The sequence below is a fragment of the Streptomyces sp. CNB091 genome, from assembly GCF_000377965.1.
Genome location: NZ_KB899001.1, coordinates 160,714 through 178,789, shown reverse-complemented (window position 1 = coordinate 178,789; position 18,076 = coordinate 160,714). Strand labels below are relative to the sequence as shown.

At 71.1% G+C, this 18,076-nt stretch carries 15 protein-coding genes and 1 pseudogene; 11 read left to right on the top strand and 5 right to left on the bottom strand.

All coding sequences use genetic code 11. The features are described 5' to 3' along the window. Positions 1-67: 67 nt before the first annotated feature. The 4 genes from D581_RS0121720 (at position 68) to D581_RS0121705 (ending at position 5,245) form a co-directional block, all read left to right on the top strand. Positions 68-631 carry a CGNR zinc finger domain-containing protein gene (locus D581_RS0121720; RefSeq protein WP_018959309.1) on the top strand — a complete coding sequence of 188 codons (564 nt, stop codon included), beginning with the start codon at positions 68-70 and terminating at the stop codon, positions 629-631. Between the two features lie 418 nt (positions 632-1,049). Continuing rightward, a complete protein-coding gene (locus D581_RS0121715) occupies positions 1,050-1,361 on the top strand; it encodes a hypothetical protein (RefSeq protein ID WP_018959308.1) in 312 nt (103 codons plus the stop codon). A gap of 145 nt (positions 1,362-1,506) precedes the next feature. Beyond that, positions 1,507-3,732, top strand: a complete 2,226-nt coding sequence (recD2, locus tag D581_RS0121710) for an SF1B family DNA helicase RecD2 (RefSeq protein ID WP_018959307.1) — start codon at positions 1,507-1,509, stop codon at positions 3,730-3,732. 214 nt (positions 3,733-3,946) lie between these two features. Next, positions 3,947-5,245 (top strand): citrate synthase, encoded by a 1,299-nt coding sequence (locus D581_RS0121705; RefSeq protein ID WP_018959306.1) that lies wholly within the window; start codon positions 3,947-3,949, stop codon positions 5,243-5,245. Between the two features lie 517 nt (positions 5,246-5,762). Here the strand turns inward: D581_RS0121705 and D581_RS0121700 are convergent. The 3 genes and pseudogenes from D581_RS0121700 to D581_RS0121690 all read right to left on the bottom strand — a co-directional run. Next, positions 5,763-6,038: pseudogene (locus D581_RS0121700) on the bottom strand (heavy metal translocating P-type ATPase); the annotation flags it as partial. Between the two features lie 223 nt (positions 6,039-6,261). Next, positions 6,262-6,579: a heavy-metal-associated domain-containing protein gene (locus D581_RS0121695; RefSeq protein ID WP_018959304.1), complete on the bottom strand. Its 318-nt coding sequence runs from the start codon at positions 6,577-6,579 to the stop codon at positions 6,262-6,264. 179 nt (positions 6,580-6,758) lie between these two features. Then, a complete protein-coding gene (locus tag D581_RS0121690; protein WP_026290772.1) occupies positions 6,759-7,457 on the bottom strand; it encodes a TetR/AcrR family transcriptional regulator in 699 nt (232 codons plus the stop codon). 157 nt (positions 7,458-7,614) lie between these two features. Between D581_RS0121690 and D581_RS0121685 the strand changes: the two genes are divergently transcribed. Both D581_RS0121685 and D581_RS0121680 read left to right on the top strand, forming a co-directional pair. Continuing rightward, a complete protein-coding gene (locus D581_RS0121685; RefSeq protein WP_018959302.1) occupies positions 7,615-9,948 on the top strand; it encodes an MMPL family transporter in 2,334 nt (777 codons plus the stop codon). Between the two features lie 56 nt (positions 9,949-10,004). Then, positions 10,005-10,757 (top strand): class I SAM-dependent methyltransferase, encoded by a 753-nt coding sequence (locus tag D581_RS0121680; RefSeq protein WP_018959301.1) that lies wholly within the window; start codon positions 10,005-10,007, stop codon positions 10,755-10,757. Between the two features lie 90 nt (positions 10,758-10,847). Here the strand turns inward: D581_RS0121680 and D581_RS0121675 are convergent, their stop codons facing one another. Then, the gene (locus tag D581_RS0121675; RefSeq protein ID WP_018959300.1) at positions 10,848-11,039 is read right to left on the bottom strand and encodes a helix-turn-helix transcriptional regulator; all 192 of its coding nucleotides are present in this window, start codon (positions 11,037-11,039) and stop codon (positions 10,848-10,850) included. Between the two features lie 242 nt (positions 11,040-11,281). On the opposite strand from D581_RS0121675, the gene D581_RS0121670 reads away from it, so the two are divergent. Continuing rightward, entirely contained in the window at positions 11,282-11,806 is a 525-nt protein-coding gene (locus tag D581_RS0121670; protein WP_018959299.1) for a DinB family protein, read from the top strand. A gap of 89 nt (positions 11,807-11,895) precedes the next feature. Here D581_RS0121670 and D581_RS0121665 read toward each other — a convergent pair whose 3' ends face one another. After that, positions 11,896-12,822: a sugar phosphate isomerase/epimerase family protein gene (locus tag D581_RS0121665; RefSeq protein WP_018959298.1), complete on the bottom strand. Its 927-nt coding sequence runs from the start codon at positions 12,820-12,822 to the stop codon at positions 11,896-11,898. 132 nt (positions 12,823-12,954) lie between these two features. Between D581_RS0121665 and iolC the strand changes: the two genes are divergently transcribed. The 4 genes from iolC (at position 12,955) to iolD (ending at position 18,015) form a co-directional block, all read left to right on the top strand. Further along, positions 12,955-14,097: a 5-dehydro-2-deoxygluconokinase gene (iolC, locus tag D581_RS0121660; protein WP_026290771.1), complete on the top strand. Its 1,143-nt coding sequence runs from the start codon at positions 12,955-12,957 to the stop codon at positions 14,095-14,097. Next, entirely contained in the window at positions 14,094-15,005 is a 912-nt protein-coding gene (locus D581_RS0121655; protein ID WP_018959296.1) for a Cgl0159 family (beta/alpha)8-fold protein, read from the top strand. Before iolC ends, D581_RS0121655 begins: the two co-directional genes overlap by 4 nt. Next, entirely contained in the window at positions 15,002-15,913 is a 912-nt protein-coding gene (gene iolB / locus D581_RS0121650; RefSeq protein WP_018959295.1) for a 5-deoxy-glucuronate isomerase, read from the top strand. Before D581_RS0121655 ends, iolB begins: the two co-directional genes overlap by 4 nt. A 134-nt stretch (positions 15,914-16,047) precedes the next feature. Further along, complete coding sequence (iolD, locus tag D581_RS0121645; protein ID WP_018959294.1) at positions 16,048-18,015, top strand: 3D-(3,5/4)-trihydroxycyclohexane-1,2-dione acylhydrolase (decyclizing); 1,968 nt, start codon at positions 16,048-16,050, stop codon at positions 18,013-18,015. Positions 18,016-18,076: the final 61 nt, after the last annotated feature.

The window sequence follows — 18,076 nt, the reverse complement described above, 5'->3', positions numbered from 1 at the left end:
ATCGTGAACCGGCTAAGACGGTTCTAACAGCCCCTAGGTGGATGTCGCAACCGGCTAAGGTGGTTCCATGCGTGCTGGCTTTCCTGACTTCCGCCTCGGCAGCGTGCTCGCGACGAGCTTCACCGGGACCTTGTCGGAGCGTTTCGGCGACGCCGTGGAGCGCATCCCCGTTCCGCAACGGCTCATCGACTGGCTGGCGGTGTACGGGCTCGCCGTGGACTCCTGCACCCCTGCCCAGCTCGACCGCGCCCGGGAGCTGAGGGAGGCGATCCACACCGCCGCGACGGCCGCCGCGCTGCACGAGCCTCTTCCCGTCGCCCCGGTCCAGGTCATCGGCGACCGCAGCATCACTGGGCGGGCCGCTGCGGTCCTGACACCCGGGGGAGAGCGGCGCTGGCAGCTCGACTCCTCCTCCGTGGAGGACGCCCTCAGCGTGATCGCCGCCGACGCGGTCGACGTCATCTCGGGCGAGCGGGACGGAAAGTTGGCCCTGTGCGCTTCCCCGACCTGCCGGGCCGCATTCTTCGACACCAGCCAGAGCCGTACGCGCAAGTGGTGCGACATGAACACCTGCGGCAACCGTCAGAAGAAGGCGCGCTTCAACGCCGGCCGACGCGAGCCCTCGAGTTGAGCGCCTGCTTCGGCCCGTACGTCGAGCGGATGGCCGAGGCGATGGCCGCGTACTCCCCGCAGGAGATTCAGCGGTTCGAGCGGCTCCTCGGCGGGGTGCGCGCGACCACGACACTCTGCTGGCGAACGAGTACCGGGGCGCCGGCCCGGACCCCCGTACTCCGTGAACCACCACGACTTCTTCACGAGACGTGAACGCACGCTCGACCAGAAATACGCAGACCGGCCAGAACGAGCCGACTTCTCCGTCCGATTCACTCCGAAATAAGCCCCATGCGGTCTCTCTCTTGCCTTGTGGCAACTGTTGTGGCGTCAACCAGGACGGGGCCGAAAGTGCACCCCGGACGCGTCCGTTCCGCGCACTCGAACGCATGAACAGTCAAGGTCGGGAAAAAGGCGCATGGCGGAACGGGAGGATCATGGAGCAGGAGCAGGGCGGACCGGGGGAGAGGGCCGGCTTTCGAACGATCGACCACGCCACCCGATGGGCAGGCATTCTGCTGTGCTGGGCCCACGCGGCCGCTATGGTCCTGACCGCCGCCGAGGCCATGCTGGGGCCGACGGCCGGCTGGTGGGTCGTCATGTGGGCGCTGACCGCCGTCCTGTTCATCGCCTGGGCCCTTCTCCGGACCGCCCAGAAGAGGCTTCACCGCCTGACCGCCGGCGCCGAGTGCGGGGATGCCGACCCCTGCTGCCCCGACGAACCCCTCCACTACGACCGCGCCGCATAGCTCACCCGGAAGACCAGGCACGCCGCGAGACCTGGGGCGGGCCTGCGACAGGCACGGAATGACCCGCCGGACACACGCTGTCTCCCTGACGGGGCCGGCCCGGCCCGCGAACCGCCCTGTCAGTGCCACCCGGTAGCGTCGGGTCATGTCCAACATGGCCGTCCTCGAAGGTGTCCTGGAGCGGATCACCTACGCCAACGAGGAGAACGGGTACACGGTCGCCCGCGTCGACACCGGACGCGGAGCCGGTGACCTCCTCACCGTCGTCGGCGCGCTGCTCGGCGCGCAGGTCGGCGAGTCGCTGCGGATGGAGGGCCGCTGGGGCTCGCACTCCCAGTACGGCAAGCAGTTCACCGTGGAGAACTACACCACCGTGCTGCCCGCCACCATCCAGGGCATCCGCCGTTACCTCGGCTCCGGGCTGATCAAGGGGATCGGGCCGGTGATGGCCGACCGGATCACCACCCACTTCGGCGTCGACACCCTCGACGTCATCGAGCAGGAGCCGAAGCGGCTCGTCGAGGTCCCCGGCCTCGGCCCCAAACGCACGAAGATGATCGCGACCGCCTGGGAGGAGCAGAAGGCGATCAAGGAGGTCATGGTCTTCCTCCAGAGCGTCGAGGTCTCCACCTCCATCGCCGTCCGCATCTACAAGAAGTACGAGGACGCCTCGATCTCCGTCGTGAAGAACCAGCCCTACCGGCTGGCCGCCGACGTCTGGGGCATCGGCTTCCTCACCGCCGACCGGATCGCCCAGGCCGTCGGCATTCCGCACGACAGCCCCGAGCGGGTCAAGGCCGGCCTCCAGTACGCCCTGTCCCAGTCCTCCGACCAAGGGCACTGCTACCTCCCCGAGGAGCGGCTCATCGCGGACGGCGTCAAGCTGCTCCAGGTCGACACCGGGCTGGTCATCGAGTGCCTGGCCGAGCTGGCCGCCGATCCGGAGGGCGTCGTACGGGAGAAGGTGCCGTCCCCCGAGGGCGGCGAACCGATCACCGCTGTCTACCTCGTCCCCTTCCACCGGGCCGAGCTGTCCCTCGCCGGGCAGGTGCGCCGCCTGCTGAACACCGGCGAGGACCGCATGCCGGCCTTCCGGGACGTGGACTGGGACAAGGCCCTGGCCTGGCTCGCCACCCGTACGGGGGCCGCCCTCGCGCCCGAGCAGGAACAGGCCGTACGGCTCGCGCTCAGCCGGAAGGTGGCCGTCCTGACCGGCGGCCCCGGCTGCGGGAAGTCGTTCACCGTACGCTCCATCGTCGAGCTGGCCCGGGCCAAGAAGGCCAAGGTCGTGCTCGCCGCCCCCACCGGGCGCGCCGCCAAACGCCTCTCGGAGCTGACCGGGGCCGAGGCGTCCACCGTGCACCGGCTCCTGGAGCTGAAGCCGGGCGGGGACGCGGCCTACGACCGGGACCGCCCGCTGGACGCGGATCTGGTCGTCGTCGACGAGGCGTCGATGCTCGACCTGCTGCTCGCCAACAAGCTCGTGAAGGCGGTGGCACCCGGTGCCCACCTCCTCCTCGTGGGCGACGTCGACCAGCTGCCCTCGGTCGGCGCGGGGGAGGTGCTGGGCGATCTGCTCGCGGAGGGCGGCCCGGTCCCCGCCGTCCGGCTCACCCGGATCTTCCGCCAGGCCCAGCAGTCCGGCGTCGTGACCAACGCCCACCGGATCAACGCCGGGCAGCCGCCGCTCACGGAGGGGCTGAGCGACTTCTTCCTCTTCGTGGAGGACGAGACGGAGGACGCGGGCAAACTCGCCGTCGATGTGGCGGCCCGTCGCGTTCCGGCCAAATTCGGCCTCGATCCCCGCCGTGACGTGCAGGTACTCGCCCCGATGCACCGGGGCCCGGCGGGGGCGGGGAATCTGAACGGGCTGCTCCAGCAGGCCATCACCCCCGGCCGCCCCGACCTCCCCGAGAAGCGGTTCGGCGGCCGGGTCTTCCGGGTCGGCGACAAGGTCACCCAGATCCGCAACAACTACGACAAGGGCGAGAACGGCGTCTTCAACGGCACGGTCGGCGTCGTCACCGGCCTTGACCTGGACGAACAGAAGCTCACCGTCCACACCGACGAGGACGAGGAGATCGGGTACGACTTCGACGAGCTGGACGAGCTCGCCCACGCGTACGCCATGACCATCCACCGCTCCCAGGGCAGCGAGTATCCGGCCGTCGTCATCCCCGTCACCACCAGTGCCTGGATGATGCTCCAGCGCAACCTGCTCTACACGGCCGTGACGAGGGCCAAGAAGCTGGTGGTCCTGGTCGGCTCCCGTAAGGCGATCGGCCAGGCGGTCCGCACGGTTTCCGCAGGCAGACGCTGTACGGCACTGGATTTCCGGCTCCAGGGCGGCTCGGGAGAAGACTTCGTGTGAGCCGTGGCAAAAATGATCGATCAAATCGGTGGGAAACATCACGGAGGTCTTCCGGAACCGCAGTCAAGGGGGCAGGATGAGTAAGTTGGCGGCACTCAGTGCCGCCAATGAGTCCAATGGACGACCCCGAGTGCACTCTCCTGAGCCGAATGGGGGAGGGTGGAAGACAGTCAGGGCACCTCGAAGAAGAGGCACTACGTCGGTGAGGGATGACGTGAGCGAGCACACCAACAACGCTGTAGTACTGCGGTACGGCGACGATGAGTACACCTACCCGGTGATCAACAGCACCGTCGGCGACGAGGGCTTCGACATCGGGAAGCTCCGGGCCAATACCGGCCTGGTGACGCTGGACAGCGGATACGGCAACACCGCCGCCTATAAATCCGCCGTCACGTACCTCGACGGTGAGCAGGGCATTCTGCGCTACCGCGGATACCCGATCGAGCAGCTCGCCGAGCGCTCGTCGTTCCTCGAGGTCGCGTACACGCTGATCAACGGCGATCTGCCGAAGGTCGACGAGCTGGCGACCTTCAAGAACGAGATCACCCAGCACACGCTGCTGCACGAGGACGTCAAGCGGTTCTTCGACGGCTTCCCGCGCGACGCCCACCCGATGGCCATGCTGTCCTCGGTCGTCAGCGCGCTGTCCACGTTCTACCAGGACAGCCACAACCCGTTCGACGAGCAGCAGCGTCACCTCTCGACGATCCGCCTCCTGGCGAAGCTTCCGACGATCGCGGCCTACGCCTACAAGAAGTCGATCGGGCACCCCTTCGTCTACCCGCGCAACGACCTCGGGTACGTCGAGAACTTCCTGCGCATGACCTTCTCGGTCCCCGCCCAGGAGTACGAGCTGGACCCGGTCGTCGTCTCGGCGCTGGACAAGCTGCTCATCCTGCACGCGGACCACGAGCAGAACTGCTCGACCTCCACCGTGCGTCTGGTCGGCTCCTCACAGGCGAACATGTTCGCCTCGATCTCCGCCGGCATCTCGGCGCTGTGGGGTCCCCTGCACGGTGGCGCCAACCAGTCGGTCCTGGAGATGCTGGAGGGCATCCAGGCCAACGGCGGCGACGTCGACTCCTTCATCCGCAAGGTGAAGAACAAGGAGGACGGCGTCCGCCTGATGGGCTTCGGCCACCGGGTGTACAAGTCGTTCGACCCGCGCGCCAAGATCATCAAGGCCGCCGCGCACGACGTGCTGTCCGCGCTCGGCAAGTCCGACGAGCTGCTCGACATCGCGCTCAAGCTGGAGGAGCACGCGCTCTCCGACGAGTACTTCGTCTCGCGCAACCTCTACCCCAACGTGGACTTCTACACCGGTCTGATCTACCGGGCCATGGGCTTCCCGACCGAGATGTTCACCGTGCTCTTCGCGCTCGGCCGGCTTCCCGGCTGGATCGCCCAGTGGCACGAGATGATCAAGGAGCCGGGTTCTCGCATCGGCCGCCCGCGTCAGATCTACACCGGCGAGGTCCTGCGCGACTTCGTCCCGGTCGAGGGCCGCTGACCCGGACCTCGTAACCCCCTGTACTGCCCGGCCTCTTCGGCCGACTGCCTTCGCCCCGCGTACCGCGCTTCGCACAGAGCGCGGTGTCCGGGGCGATTCGGCGTTGTACGGGGCTTGCGCGGGGCGCGTACGGGGTTGAGCGGGCTCCTGCGGGCGCGTACGGGGTTGAGCGGGCTGGAAAGCGAGAAACACCCCGCCGCCGATCCCCCCACGGGTCGACGGTCGGGGCGTTTCCCATATCCCGGAGCGGATTCCCCCCACGGGATCCGGCCGGGCGTCTGCGGGGAGCCGAAGCTCCCGTTGTTCTGTTGTGCCGCGGTCCGCCGGGGTACGTACGCACGGGAGGGCCGCTCAAAGCTCCCCGGTGCACGTGCCCCGGCCAACGCTTGCCACAGGAGCGTCCCCCAAGACACTCCATCGGACGTCCCCCAAGACATCCTTGGCTCGCACTCTAAGACTCACGAACCCACCGGATGGTTACCCCGAAACCGGTGTGATCTAAATCTCTTTGTGGAAGTTACGTGAAGGCACGCGGCTGTAGGCCGTTCGTGACGACGAACACGGACGAAAAAGCCATGGCGGCTCCCGCGATCATAGGGTTGAGCAGGCCAGTTGCAGCCAGGGGCAAGGCCGCGACGTGGTACCCGAAGGCCCGGAAGGGGTTGCCCCTGATGGTGGCCAGCGTACGCCCGGAGAGGCGAATCGCGGCAGCCGTCACCTTGAGATCTCCACGAACCGGTGTGAGGTCGCTCGCCTCGATCGCCGCATCCGCCCCAATGCCCGTCGCCGGCCCCGGCGTGCGCGGCTCGCTCACGGCCGCCGCACCGCCGTCCTCGGTGGCGTCCGTCGCCCCGAACCCGCCCCGGGCCCCCGGCTCCGGGCCTTCCGTCCCGGGCCGCCACGACCGCCGTACGGGCCGGGCTCCCGGGAGACGCGGATCGGGCCGCACCCCACCTGTAGCGACTGGTGAGGTGCGGCCCGACGGCGAACGGGGTGGCGGCTGCTCCGGTCGGCCTTCAGGCGGCCGGGCCGAGGAGCTCGTACCCGGCCTCGTCGACGGCGGCGCGGACGGCGTCCTCGGCCAGCGGGGCCTTGGACGTGACGGTGACCAGGCCGGTGGCGGCGACGGCCGCGACCGAGGTCACGCCCGCGATCCCGGAGATCTCCTCCGAAACGGAGCCCTCGCAGTGGCCGCAGGTCATGCCCTTGACCTGGTACACGGTGGTGACCCCGTCGGTCTGGTCGATCTGCACGTCGGTCGCGCCGTCGTGGCAGGAACCGGTGGGCGTGCAGCAGGAACCGGTGGACTGGGTGGTCTCTGTCTCGGCGGTCATGACGTTCTCCTCTTCGCGAACACGTTACGGCGGCGTGGCGGGGGCGCGGGGGTCATGGAGGACTCCCTGGTGTCCCGCCGTATCCACACTATACCCCTAGGGGGTATGGATGCGAGCCGGCGGATCGCCGTGCGCCGGTCCCGTGGTCGTCCCGGGTGCGTGCGGGTCGCCTGCGACGCCTACGGCGCCTGCTGGGCCCGGCAGCGCACATCGTCGCCGACCAGGGGGTCCAGGTAGCGGAACATGATCGTCTTCAGCTCGTGGGTGTAGGCCGCGCGCTCCTCGCCCTCGTGGGCCATGATCAGGTCCAGCCCGGCCTTGAAGAGCATGAAGGTCATGTCGGCGATGCGGCGGACCTGGTCGCCCGGTACGTCCGGGAGGTAGCCGGCGAGGACCGATTCGACCCGCGTCAGCATCGTGGCGTGCAGCGTGTCGTGCTCCTCGGTGATCCGGCCGGGGATCTCCGAACCGTGCATCAGGACGGAGAAGGCCGGATTCTCGCAGTTGAAGGCGATCAGCGGGTCGAGGATGGCGTCCAGCATGCGGTCGAGCGGCAGCTCGATATGGCTCTGGGTGAAGGCGGCGCCGTAGGTGTCCCGCCAGCGGTTGAGCAGCTGGTCGCCCAGCTCTACGGCGATGGCCTCCTTGTTCGGGAAGAACTGGTAGAGCGTGCCCGGCGACACTCCGGCCTCGCGGGCGATGGCGTTGGTGCTCGATGCGGTGTAGCCGCTGGTGCAGAAGACGCTGGCGGCGGCCTGGAGCAGTTGGGCGATACGGGCCTCGCCGCGGGCCTGGCGGCGACGCGGGCGTGCGGATCCCGGTGCTCCGTCATCCGCTCCGTCCGCTGCGGCACCCTTGGTGGCTTTGGCCTCCGACACGGTCAATCCCCGGCTCTCGTGATGCGGTTGACAAATACGAGTGCTCGCTCGCATTCTAGTGAAACGCGAGCGACTACTCGTGTTTGCCAGGTAAGTGGCAACGACCGACCCATGCTGCCTTGTGCTGCCCGGGTCTCGGTGAAGGGGACACCGCACCATGTCCGAAGTCAACCGTTCCGCGCCGCCCTCGATCGGCGGCTGGACCCGGTTCGTCACCGCCCGGCCGCGGCTCGCGCTGTTGGCCGCGCTGGTGATCACCGCGCTCGCCGTCTTCGCGGGGAGCGGGGTGGCGGACCGGATGGGCAGCGGCGGCTGGCAGGCCCCCGACGCCGAGTCGACCTACGCGACCGAGGTGCTGGCGAGGGAGTTCCCCGCCTCCCAGCCCAACCTGCTCCTGCTGGTGGACAGCGGCTCCGCGACCGTCGACGACCCGGCGGTGGCCGCCGAAGCCACCCGCCTGACCGAGCGGCTGAAGGCCGAGCCGGGGATCTCGGGCATCGGGTCCTACTGGGAGACCGCGTCCCCCGCCCTGCGCTCCGAGGACGGTCACGAGGCGGTCATCGCCGCCCGGATCGGAGGTGACGAGAAGACCGCGGGCGAGACCCTCGACCGGATCGCCCCGGCCTTCGCGGGGGAGCGGGGGCCGGTGACGGTCTCCCTCGGCGGACCCGTGGCGGTGCAGCACGAGATGCAGACGATCATCCAGGAGGATCTGCTGCGGGCCGAGCTGATCGCCCTGCCGGTGACGCTCGTCCTGCTAGTCATGGTCTTCGGCAGCGCCGTCGCCGCCATGCTGCCGCTGGCCGTCGGCATCGTCGCCATCCTCGGCACCAACGCCGTACTGCGGGGCCTGACGGAGTTCACCGACGTCTCGGTCTTCGCCATGAACCTCACCACGGCGCTCGGCCTCGGACTCGCCATCGACTACGCCCTGTTCATCGTCCGCCGCTTCCGCGAGGAGCTGGCCGGCGGGGCGGACCCCCGGAGCGCGGTGGGCACGACGCTGCGGACCGCCGGGCGTACGGTGCTGTTCTCGGCGCTGACCGTGGCGGTGTCCCTGTCGGCCATGCTCGTCTTCCCGCAGTACTTCCTGCGGTCCTTCGCCTACGCCGGGATCGCCGTGGTCCTCCTGGCCGCCGCTGCCGCGCTGATCCTGCTGCCCGCCGCACTCGTGCTGCTCGGCCACCGGGTCGACTCGCTGGACCTGCGCCGCCTGTTCCGTCGCCGGAAGAAGGCGACCGCCGACGCCGGTGCGGCGCCCGGCAGGGGGTGGGCGCGGCTGGCCGTGCTGGTGATGCGCAGGGCGCCCCTCTTCGCCGTCGTCACCACCGTCGGGCTCCTGCTGCTCGGACTGCCCTTTCTGGGCGTCAAGTTCGGCACGGCGGACGACCGTCAGCTGCCGGCCGGAGCGGAGTCCCGGGTCGTCCAGGAGCACATCCGTGACGGGTTCCCCGGCAGCCCCGGCGGCGGCCTGGAGGTGCTGGTCGAGGGCCAGGGGTCCCCCGCCGAGTACGCGGAGCTGAAGGGCCGCATCGAGCGGCTCCCCGGCGTCCTGCGGGTCGACGGCCCGGTCACCGGAGAATCCGTCGCCTTCTACGGCGTGCTGCCCGAGGGGGAAGCCGTCGGAGAGAAGGCCCAGCAGCTCGTACGGGACCTGAGGGCCGTGCCCTCCGCCTCCTCCCTCGACACCTCGGTGACGGGCACGGCCGCGGTCCTCGTGGACTCCAAGGACGCCATAGCCGACCGGCTGCCCTGGGCGGTGGGGATCATCGTGGTGGTCACCCTGCTCCTGGTCTTCCTGCTCACCGGCAGCGTGCTCATTCCGCTCCAGGCGGTCGTGCTCAACGCCCTCAGCCTGACCGCGATGTTCGGAGCGGTGGTCTGGGTCTTCCAGGACGGGAATCTCTCCGGGCTGCTCGCCTTCACCAGCACGGGCGACATCGAGACGACGCTGCCCGTCCTGATGTTCTGCGTCGCCTTCGGACTCTCCATGGACTACGGGGTCTTCCTGATATCCCGGATCAAGGAGGAGCACGACCGCACAGGCGACCACGAGCACTCCGTCACCTTCGGACTCCGGCACACCGGCGGACTGATCACCGCGGCCGCCGTGATCCTCGCGGTCGTCATGGTGGCCATCGGCACCTCGCGGGTCACCAACACCAAGATGCTGGGACTCGGCATCGCCCTCGCCGTCCTGATGGACGCCATGGTGGTGCGGGGCCTGCTGGTCCCCGCGGTGATGAAGCTGATGGGCCGCTCCACCTGGTGGGCCCCCGCGCCCCTGCGCTCCCTCCACCGCAGGTTCGGCCTCAGCGAGGGGGGCGGGGAAACCGTTCGGAAACAGCCCTCGGGGGAGCCGGGAGCACCCCCGGAGCGGGCCCCGGAGGGCCCGCGGGGCACCGAACAGGGGGAGGCCGGTGGGCCGGCCTCCCCGCCCGCCCCGGAAGACGCCAGGGGCCTGCCCGCGGCGTCGGCAAAGGGTCGCTGACCTGGGCTTTCGTGCTCCGACTGCCTAGAATTACCTCATCGGAAAAGGGGGACCGGATGGACCGGAACGTGACGACGGCGGACGATGTGCTGGCACTGATGGACGGACTGTTCGCCCCGGAAGCGGACCGGTGGACGGCCGGCGGGGCGTCCTGGTGGGACGACTTCTACGCGGACCGCTCGAAGACGGTGCCGTTCTTCGTGGACAAGCCCGACGAGAACCTCGACGCCTATCTCCGGCAGGGCCTGATCACCCCGGGCCGTGCGCTCGACCTCGGCTGCGGGCCGGGCCGCAACGCGCTGCACCTGGCCTCGCTCGGCTTCGACGTCGACGCGGTCGACCTCTCCCCGGAAGCGCTCGCCTGGGCACGGGAGCGGGCGGAAAGCACGGGAGCCCACGGCGTTCGGTTCCACCGAGGTGACGCGTTCGCCCTGACGGCGGCGGGGGCCGCCCTGGCCGGGCCCTACGACCTGATCCACGACTCCGGCTGCTTCCACCACCTCCCGCCCCACCGGCGCATCAGCTATCTCGCCCTCTTGGAGCGCTGCCTCGCGCCCGGCGGCCACTTCACGCTCACCTGCTTCGCCGCCGGGGAGGGCGGGATGGGCTCGGAGCTGCCGGACGCCGAGCTCTACCGGACGGGCGGCCTCCAGGGCGGGCTCGCCTACTCACCCGAGGCGCTGCGGCACGTCTTCTCCGGCCTGACGGAGATCGAGCTGCGCCGGATGAACGACGAGGCTCCCGAATCCCCGCTCTTCGGGAAGCCGTTCCTCTGGACGGCCCACTTCCGGGCGCCCGCCCGCGGCTGACGGGCCGGGGCTGACGGGTCCGGGGAGGGCGCGCCCCGGGCGGGGGAGTGCGGGGCACTGTGCACCGGGGGCGCTGTGCGGGCAGGGGCGTCAGCGGCCCCGGTTGCGGGGGCGGGAGGCGACCCACGCGCGGACGGTGTCTCCGTACCAGTACGGCTTCCCGTTCTTCACCTGGTCGGGCGGGGGCAGGAGCCCGTGCTTGCGATAGGAGCGGACGGTGTCCGGCCGGACCTGGATGTGCGCGGCAATGTCCTTGTAGGACCAGAGCGTTCTGTCGGTCATCGGCGACACCTCTCAGCGCTTCTCTGCTGCGCTCCGCAGCACAGGCTGACGATCACTCAGCCCGTGCTCGGTTGAACGACCCCGGACGGCAGGCGGCGTGGGGCTGTCGACCGACTGTGACAGAAACCACGCGTAACCGAGATACGTGTTCCGAAACGGTGACTGCTGTGGCAGAACGGATGAACCGGGGCCATTGGTGCGGGGTGGGGCCGTTGTCGGACCCGGGTGCCACGATGGGGACCATGAGCACTTCCGAACGCCCGATGCCCCCTCTGGTCGCCGATGAACGCGTCTCCCTGGAGAGCTGGCTCGACTTCTACCGTGCCACCCTCGCCCAGAAGTGCGCGGACCTGCCCGAGAAGGGGCTGCGCGAGGCGTCGGCGGCGCCGTCGCCGATCACCTTGCTGGGGCTGCTCCAGCACCTGGCGGAGGTCGAGCGCAACTGGTTCCGCCGCGTGCTGGCGCAGGAGGACGCCCCGCCGCTCCACGCCCCTCCGGCCGGCGGCGGGGACGGTGCCGAGGGCCGTGACGGCGGCTGGGAGCTGACCGAGGACTCCACTCACGAGCGGGCGCTCGCCCAGTGGGAGGCCGAGGTGGCACGGGCCCGGGAGAACTGCGCGGCCCGGGCGCTCGACGACACCAGCCCGTTCATGGGCGCGCAGGTCACCCTGCGGTGGATCTACACCCACATGATCGGCGAGTACGCGCGCCACTGCGGCCATGCCGACCTGATCCGCGAACGCGTCGACGGAAGCACGGGAGTCTGACCCGGGGCACCCGGGGGCACGCGGGGCGGTCAGGGCGTTACGGGGCGGTACGGGCAGCCGGGGGGCGGAGCCCGACGCACCCGGCGGGCTCAGGCCGGGGCGCCGGGCCTTCCGCAGGAGCGGAGGAACTCCCGGGTGCGGCGGGCGATGGGGAACGGCTTGTCCGGCGGGCACGGATACATGTCCTGCTCCACGATCGCGAACAGGTCGACGTCCAGGGCCCGGGCCGCTTCCAGGACCGGCTCCAGGGCGGGCACCCCGCCGGGCGGCTCGCACATCACACCCCTGGCCACCGCCGGGCCGAACGGCACCTCGTCCGCGACCACCGTCGCCAGGATCTCCGGATCGACCTGCTTGAGATGGAGGTAGCCGATGCGTTCCCCGTACGTCTCGATGAGCTTGACGCTGTCCCCGCCGCAGTAGGCGTAGTGCCCGGTGTCCAGACAGAGCGAGACGAGATCCGGATCGGTGGCGTCCAGGAAGCGGTTGACGTTCTCCTCGGTGTCGATGTGGGTGTCGGCGTGCGGGTGGACGACGATGCGCAGCCCGAACCGCTCCCGGACCTCCCGGCCCAGCCGCTCCGTCTGCGCGGTCAGCTCACGCCACTGCGCGGGCGTGAGCACCCGGTCCTCCAGCACCTCGCCCGTCTTGTCGTCGCGCCAGAAGGACGGGATGACGACCAGGTGCTCGGCGCCCATGGCCCGAGTCAGTCCCGCGATGTCCGCGACATGCGCCCACGTCCGGTCCCAGACGTCCGGGCCGTGGTGCAGTCCGGTGAAGACGGTCCCGGCGGAGACGGTGAGCCCCCGCTGACGCGTCTCGTCGGCCAGCCGCGCCGGGTCGGTGGGCAGATAGCCGTACGGGCCGAGTTCGATCCACGCGTACCCGGCCTCGGCCACCTCGTCGAGGAAGCGCCGCCACGGCACCTGACGCGGGTCGTCGGGGAACCAGACACCCCAGGAGTCGGGGGCCGAGCCGATGCGGATGCGGGCCGGGGGACGGACGGAGGGGGTCATACCGTCCAGCCTTGGGGCCCATGCCGAGGAGTGTCAAGGCTTCGTCCGAATGTCCGGACAAAATATTGACAGGGTTCCGGGGAGGGGACTAGACCTGGGACCAGCCGGCCACCGGTGGTCGAAGGGATGGGCATGCCTGAGCCGTACGACGTGATCACCATGGGGCGGATCGGGGTGGACCTCTACCCGCTGGAGGTCGGGGTACCGCTCGCCCGGGTCGGGACGTTCGGCAAGTTCCTCGGCGGCTCCCCGGCGAACGTCGCGGTGGCAGCGGCCCGGCTGGGGCGGCGGACGGCCGTGATCACCCGGACCGGGCAGGACGCCTTCGGCGCCTATCTCCACCAAGAACTGGAACGGTTCGGGGTGGACGCCCGCTGGGCGACGGCCGTGGCGGAGTATCCGACCCCGGTCACCTTCTGCGAGATCTTCCCGCCGGACGACTTCCCGCTCTACTTCTACCGGCAGCCCAAGGCCCCCGATCTGGAGATCCACGCGCCGGACCTCGACCTGGACGCCGTGCGCGACGCCCGGATCTTCTGGATGACGGGCACCGGACTCAGCGCCGAGCCCAGCCGCTCCGCCACCCTGGCCGCCCTCGCGGCACGCGGCGCGAGGACGGCCGACGCCCGCCCGGCCGGTGCGCCGCGTACGGCGACCGTCTTCGACCTCGACTGGCGGCCCATGTTCTGGGACGGCGGCGACGACAGCGCCGAGGCTCCCACGCGGTACCGCGAAGCACTGGCCCATGCCACGGTCGCCGTCGGCAACATCGACGAGTGCCGCATCGCGATCGGCGAACGCGAACCGTACGCCGCGGCCCGGGCCCTGCTCGCGGCCGGGGTGGAGCTCGCCGTCGTCAAACAGGGCCCCAAGGGCGTGCTCGCCGTCCACCGCGACGGCACCACCGCCGACTGCCCGCCCCTGCCGGTGGACGTGGTCAACGGACTCGGCGCGGGGGACGCGTTCGGCGGTGCGCTCTGCCACGGGCTGCTCGCCGGGTGGCCGCTGGACCGCCTCGTGCGGTACGCGAACGCGGCCGGCGCCATCGTCGCCTCCCGCCTCGCCTGCTCATCCGCGATGCCCTTCCCGGGCGAGGTCGAGGGGGCCCTCGCGGCCGGAGCCGTGACGGCCGACCGGGGCGCTCCGGCTGCCGACCCGGGCGCCCCGGGTGCTCCGGTGGCCCCCGACGCCCCGGCTGCCCCGGCTGCCCCGGCTGCCCCGGGTGCACCGGCGGCCCCCGCCGCCCCCGATGCCCCCACCGGAGCGGGCTCATGACGCCTCTCGCGCCCTCCCTCGCCGAGCTCGTGCGGCTGCGAGCCGAGCGCCCCGAGGCCATCGCCGAGGCCGCCGCGCGACGGCAGCGGCGGAGTCTGATCCGGCACCCCGGCGACCGGCTGATGATCATCGCGGCGGACCATCCCGCGCGCGGCGCGCTCGCGGTGGGGGACCGGTCCCTGGCCATGGCCAACCGCTTCGAGCTGCTGGAGCGGCTCTGCCTCGCCCTCTCCCGCCCCGGCGTCGACGGAGTGCTGGCCTCCGCCGACGTCCTGGACGACCTCCTCCTGCTGGGAGCCCTGGAGGGCAAGGTCGTGATGGGCTCGATGAACCGCGGCGGGCTGGCCGGCGCTGCGTTCGAGCTCGACGACCGGTTCACCGGCCACCGCCCCGACGACCTGGTCCGCCACGGGTTCGACGCGGGGAAGCTGCTGCTGCGCATCGACCACGACGACCCCGGCTCGCTGGACACCCTGCACACCGCCGCCCGGACCATCGACGCGATGGCGGCGCACCGGCTGCCCGTCTTCGTCGAGCCGTTCCTCTGCCGGCGCCTCGACGGCCGCCTCCGCAACGATCTCGGCGCCGCCGCCGTGGCGACCTCCATCGCCATCGCGTCGGGCCTCGCCGGGACGTCCGCGTACACCTGGCTGAAGGTCCCCGTCACCGACGACCCGGACGCCATGGCCCGGGCGATGGAAGCCTCCACCCTGCCCGCCGTCCTGCTCGGCGGCGAGGTCGGCGACGACCAGGACGCCGCGTACGGGAAATGGCGCGACGCGCTGCGGCTGCCCACCGTGCGGGGGCTGGTCGTGGGCCGCTCGTTGCTCTACCCGGTCGACGGGGACGTGACGTGTGCTGTCGACACCGCCGTATCGCTGCTCGGCACGGGTAGGGAAGAGCCATGACGAAGCATCACCCCCCTGAGCGGGACCACCGGTACCACCTGCCGGCTGGCAGCGTCGCGCGCGGGGCGTACGCCGTCGACATCGACCCCGAGCGGGCCGGCTGGGACCGTTCGGCCCTGCGGGTACTGGAGCTGGGACCGGGAGAAGTTCACACGCTCGACACCGGCACAAGCGAATGGATCGTCCTGCCGTTGGCCGGTGCCTGTACGGTGCGTACGGCAGGCGAGACCTTTCAACTGCTGGGCCGGGAGAGCGTGTTCAGCGGGGTCTCCGACTTCGCCTACGTACCGCGCGACTCCCACGCACAGATCGCCTCCGGCGCAGGTGGCCGCTTCGCCCTGGCAGGAGCGAAGTGCGAGCGACGACTCCCCGCTCGCTACGGCCCCGCGCCGGAGGTACCCGTCGAGCTGCGCGGCTCCGGGACCTGCTCGCGCCAGGTGAACAACTTCGCCGCCGCCGACACCTTCGACTGCGACCGGCTGATCGCCGTCGAGGTGCTCACCCCCGGCGGCAACTGGTCCTCGTACCCGCCCCACAAGCACGACGAGCACGTGCCGGGCGAGGAGTGCGAACTGGAGGAGATCTACTACTTCGAGGTCGCGGACGGCGGGATCGGCTACCACCGGGTCTCCCCGTCGCGCGACGGCGGTACGGACGTCCTCGCCGAAGTGCGCGGCGGCGACGCCGTCCTCATCCCCGACGGCTGGCACGGCCCGTCCATCGCCCCGCCCGGCCGGACGCTGTACTACCTGAACGTGATGGCCGGGCCGGGGGAGGAGCGCGCCTGGCTGATCCGCGACCACCCCGACCACCGATGGATCCGCGACACCTGGCGGGACGAGCCGATCGACGCCAGACTCCCGCTGTACACGGCGCATCCGTCGCCCGGCCCGGAGGTAACGCCTTGAGCCCGACGAGTCCCGCGAACCCGACGCGTCCTGTGCACCCGACGAGTTCCGCGACCCCGACGAGTTCCGCGACCCGTCCCGCGACCCCGACCCGTCCCGCGACCCCGACCCGTCCCGCGAGCCCGACGCGTCCCGTGAACCCCCACGGTCCGACCCGCCGGCTGACCACCGCTCAGGCCCTGGTCGCCTTCCTGGCCCGGCAGTACACCGAGCGCGACGGCCGCCGACAGCGGCTCATCAGCGCCACCTGGGGCATCTTCGGGCACGGGAACGTCGCGGGCATCGGCCAGGCACTCGTCGAGGCGGGCGGCGGCGGCAGCGGCGATGGGAACGGCATCGACGGGAACGGCAGCGGCGGGAACGGGTCCGCGCACCGCATGCCCTACCTCCAGGGCCGCAACGAACAGGCCATGGTGCACGCGGCCGTCGGATACGCCCGTCAGTCGGGGCGGCTCTCCGCGCACGCGGTGACCACGTCCATCGGCCCGGGGGCCACCAACCTCGTCACCGGGGCCGCCCTCGCGACGATCAACCGCCTGCCCGTCCTCCTCCTGCCCGGCGACACCTTCGCGACCCGCCCCGCCGACCCCGTACTCCAGCAGCTGGAAGTGCCCTACGCGGGCGATGTGTCGGTCAACGACTGTCTGCGCCCCGTCTCGCGCTACTTCGACCGGATCACCCGGCCCGAGGCGCTGATCCCGGCCGCGTTGCAGGCGATGCGCGTCCTCGCCGACCCCGCCGAGACCGGGGCGGTCACGCTCGCGCTGCCGCAGGACGTGCAGGCGGAGGCGTACGACTGGCCGCAGGAGTTCTTCGCCGAGCGCGACTGGCACGTCCGCAGGCCCGCCCCCGACGCGCACGAACTGGAGACCGCGGTACGGGCGGTACGCTCCGCCCGCCGCCCCCTGATCGTCGTCGGCGGCGGGGTCCGGCACAGCGCGGCCGAGGAGACGCTCGCCGCGTTCACCGCCGCGACCCGCATCCCGGTCGCCTCCACCCAGGCGGGCAAGGGCGCGCTCCGCCACGACCACCCGGCCGACGTCGGCGGCATCGGCCACACCGGCACCGCCACCGCCGACGAACTGGCCCGCACCGCCGACCTGGTGATCGGCGTCGGCACCCGCTTCTCCGACTTCACCACCGCCTCCGGCACGCTCTTCGCCGATCCGGCCGTCCGCTTCCTCCACCTCAACATCACCGGCTTCGACGCCCACAAACTGGCCGCCCTCCCGCTGGTCGCGGACGCCCGCGCGGGCCTTGAGGCGCTCACGGCGGCGCTCGCCGGACGCGGCTACCGGGTCGACCCGGCGTACGAGACGGAGTACACCGGCGCGAAGGAAGCGTGGGAGGCACGGGTCGAGGCATCCTTCGCCACCCCCGACCCCGCCGCACGCCCCACCCAGACCCAGGCCCTCGGCCTGCTGGACGCCCTGGTCACCGAGGACGACATCATCGTCAACGCCGCGGGCTCCCTCCCCGGCGACCTGCACAAACTCTGGCGCACCCGCTCCCGCGACCAGTACCACGTCGAGTACGGCTACTCCTGCATGGGCTACGAGATCCCGGCGGCCATCGGCGTCCTGCTCGCCCACGGAGTCCGTACGCCGCGCCGCCCCGTCTGGGCGCTCGTCGGCGACGGCACGTACCTCATGAACCCCACCGAGATCGTCACCGCCGTCCAGGAGAACCTGCCGCTGAAACTGCTCATCCTCCAGAACCACGGATACGCCTCCATCGGCGGCCTCTCCGAGTCGGTCGGCGCCGAAGGCTTCGGCACGGCCTACCGCCGCCGGGACGCCGACGGCGGCTTCACCGGCCCGCCGCTCCCCGTCGACCTGGCCGCCAACGCGGCCTCCCTCGGCATGCGCGTCCTGCGCGCCACCACCGTCGACGACCTGCGCGCGGCACTCGCCGAGGCCCGCGACGCGGAGGGCCCCACTTGTGTCTACGTCGAGACCGAAACACCCGACACAGTGTCGGGCCCCCCTCCGGCACAGGCGTGGTGGGATGTTCCGGTAGCCGAGACCGCGAGCCGCCCGGCGGCGGTCAAGGCCCGGGAGGAGTACGACCGGCAGGTCGCCGCCCGACGCCGCCATCTGTGAAGCCCGCCTGAACCCGCCTGAACCCGCCTGAACCCGCTCGAAGCCGCTCGAAGCCACGTGC

Excerpts from the sequence above, each read along its gene's own strand:
- D581_RS0121720 (WP_018959309.1), top strand. The coding sequence starts at position 68 with ATGCGTGCTGGCTTTCCTGACTTCCGCCTCGGCAGCGTGCTCGCGACG.
- D581_RS0121715 (WP_018959308.1), top strand. The coding sequence starts at position 1,050 with ATGGAGCAGGAGCAGGGCGGACCGGGGGAGAGGGCCGGCTTTCGAACG.
- recD2 (WP_018959307.1), top strand. The coding sequence starts at position 1,507 with ATGTCCAACATGGCCGTCCTCGAAGGTGTCCTGGAGCGGATCACCTAC.
- D581_RS0121695 (WP_018959304.1), bottom strand. The coding sequence starts at position 6,579 with ATGACCGCCGAGACAGAGACCACCCAGTCCACCGGTTCCTGCTGCACG.
- D581_RS0121685 (WP_018959302.1), top strand. The coding sequence starts at position 7,615 with ATGTCCGAAGTCAACCGTTCCGCGCCGCCCTCGATCGGCGGCTGGACC.
- D581_RS0121680 (WP_018959301.1), top strand. The coding sequence starts at position 10,005 with ATGGACCGGAACGTGACGACGGCGGACGATGTGCTGGCACTGATGGAC.
- D581_RS0121675 (WP_018959300.1), bottom strand. The coding sequence starts at position 11,039 with ATGACCGACAGAACGCTCTGGTCCTACAAGGACATTGCCGCGCACATC.
- D581_RS0121670 (WP_018959299.1), top strand. The coding sequence starts at position 11,282 with ATGAGCACTTCCGAACGCCCGATGCCCCCTCTGGTCGCCGATGAACGC.
- D581_RS0121665 (WP_018959298.1), bottom strand. The coding sequence starts at position 12,822 with ATGACCCCCTCCGTCCGTCCCCCGGCCCGCATCCGCATCGGCTCGGCC.
- iolC (WP_026290771.1), top strand. The coding sequence starts at position 12,955 with ATGCCTGAGCCGTACGACGTGATCACCATGGGGCGGATCGGGGTGGAC.
- D581_RS0121655 (WP_018959296.1), top strand. The coding sequence starts at position 14,094 with ATGACGCCTCTCGCGCCCTCCCTCGCCGAGCTCGTGCGGCTGCGAGCC.
- iolB (WP_018959295.1), top strand. The coding sequence starts at position 15,002 with ATGACGAAGCATCACCCCCCTGAGCGGGACCACCGGTACCACCTGCCG.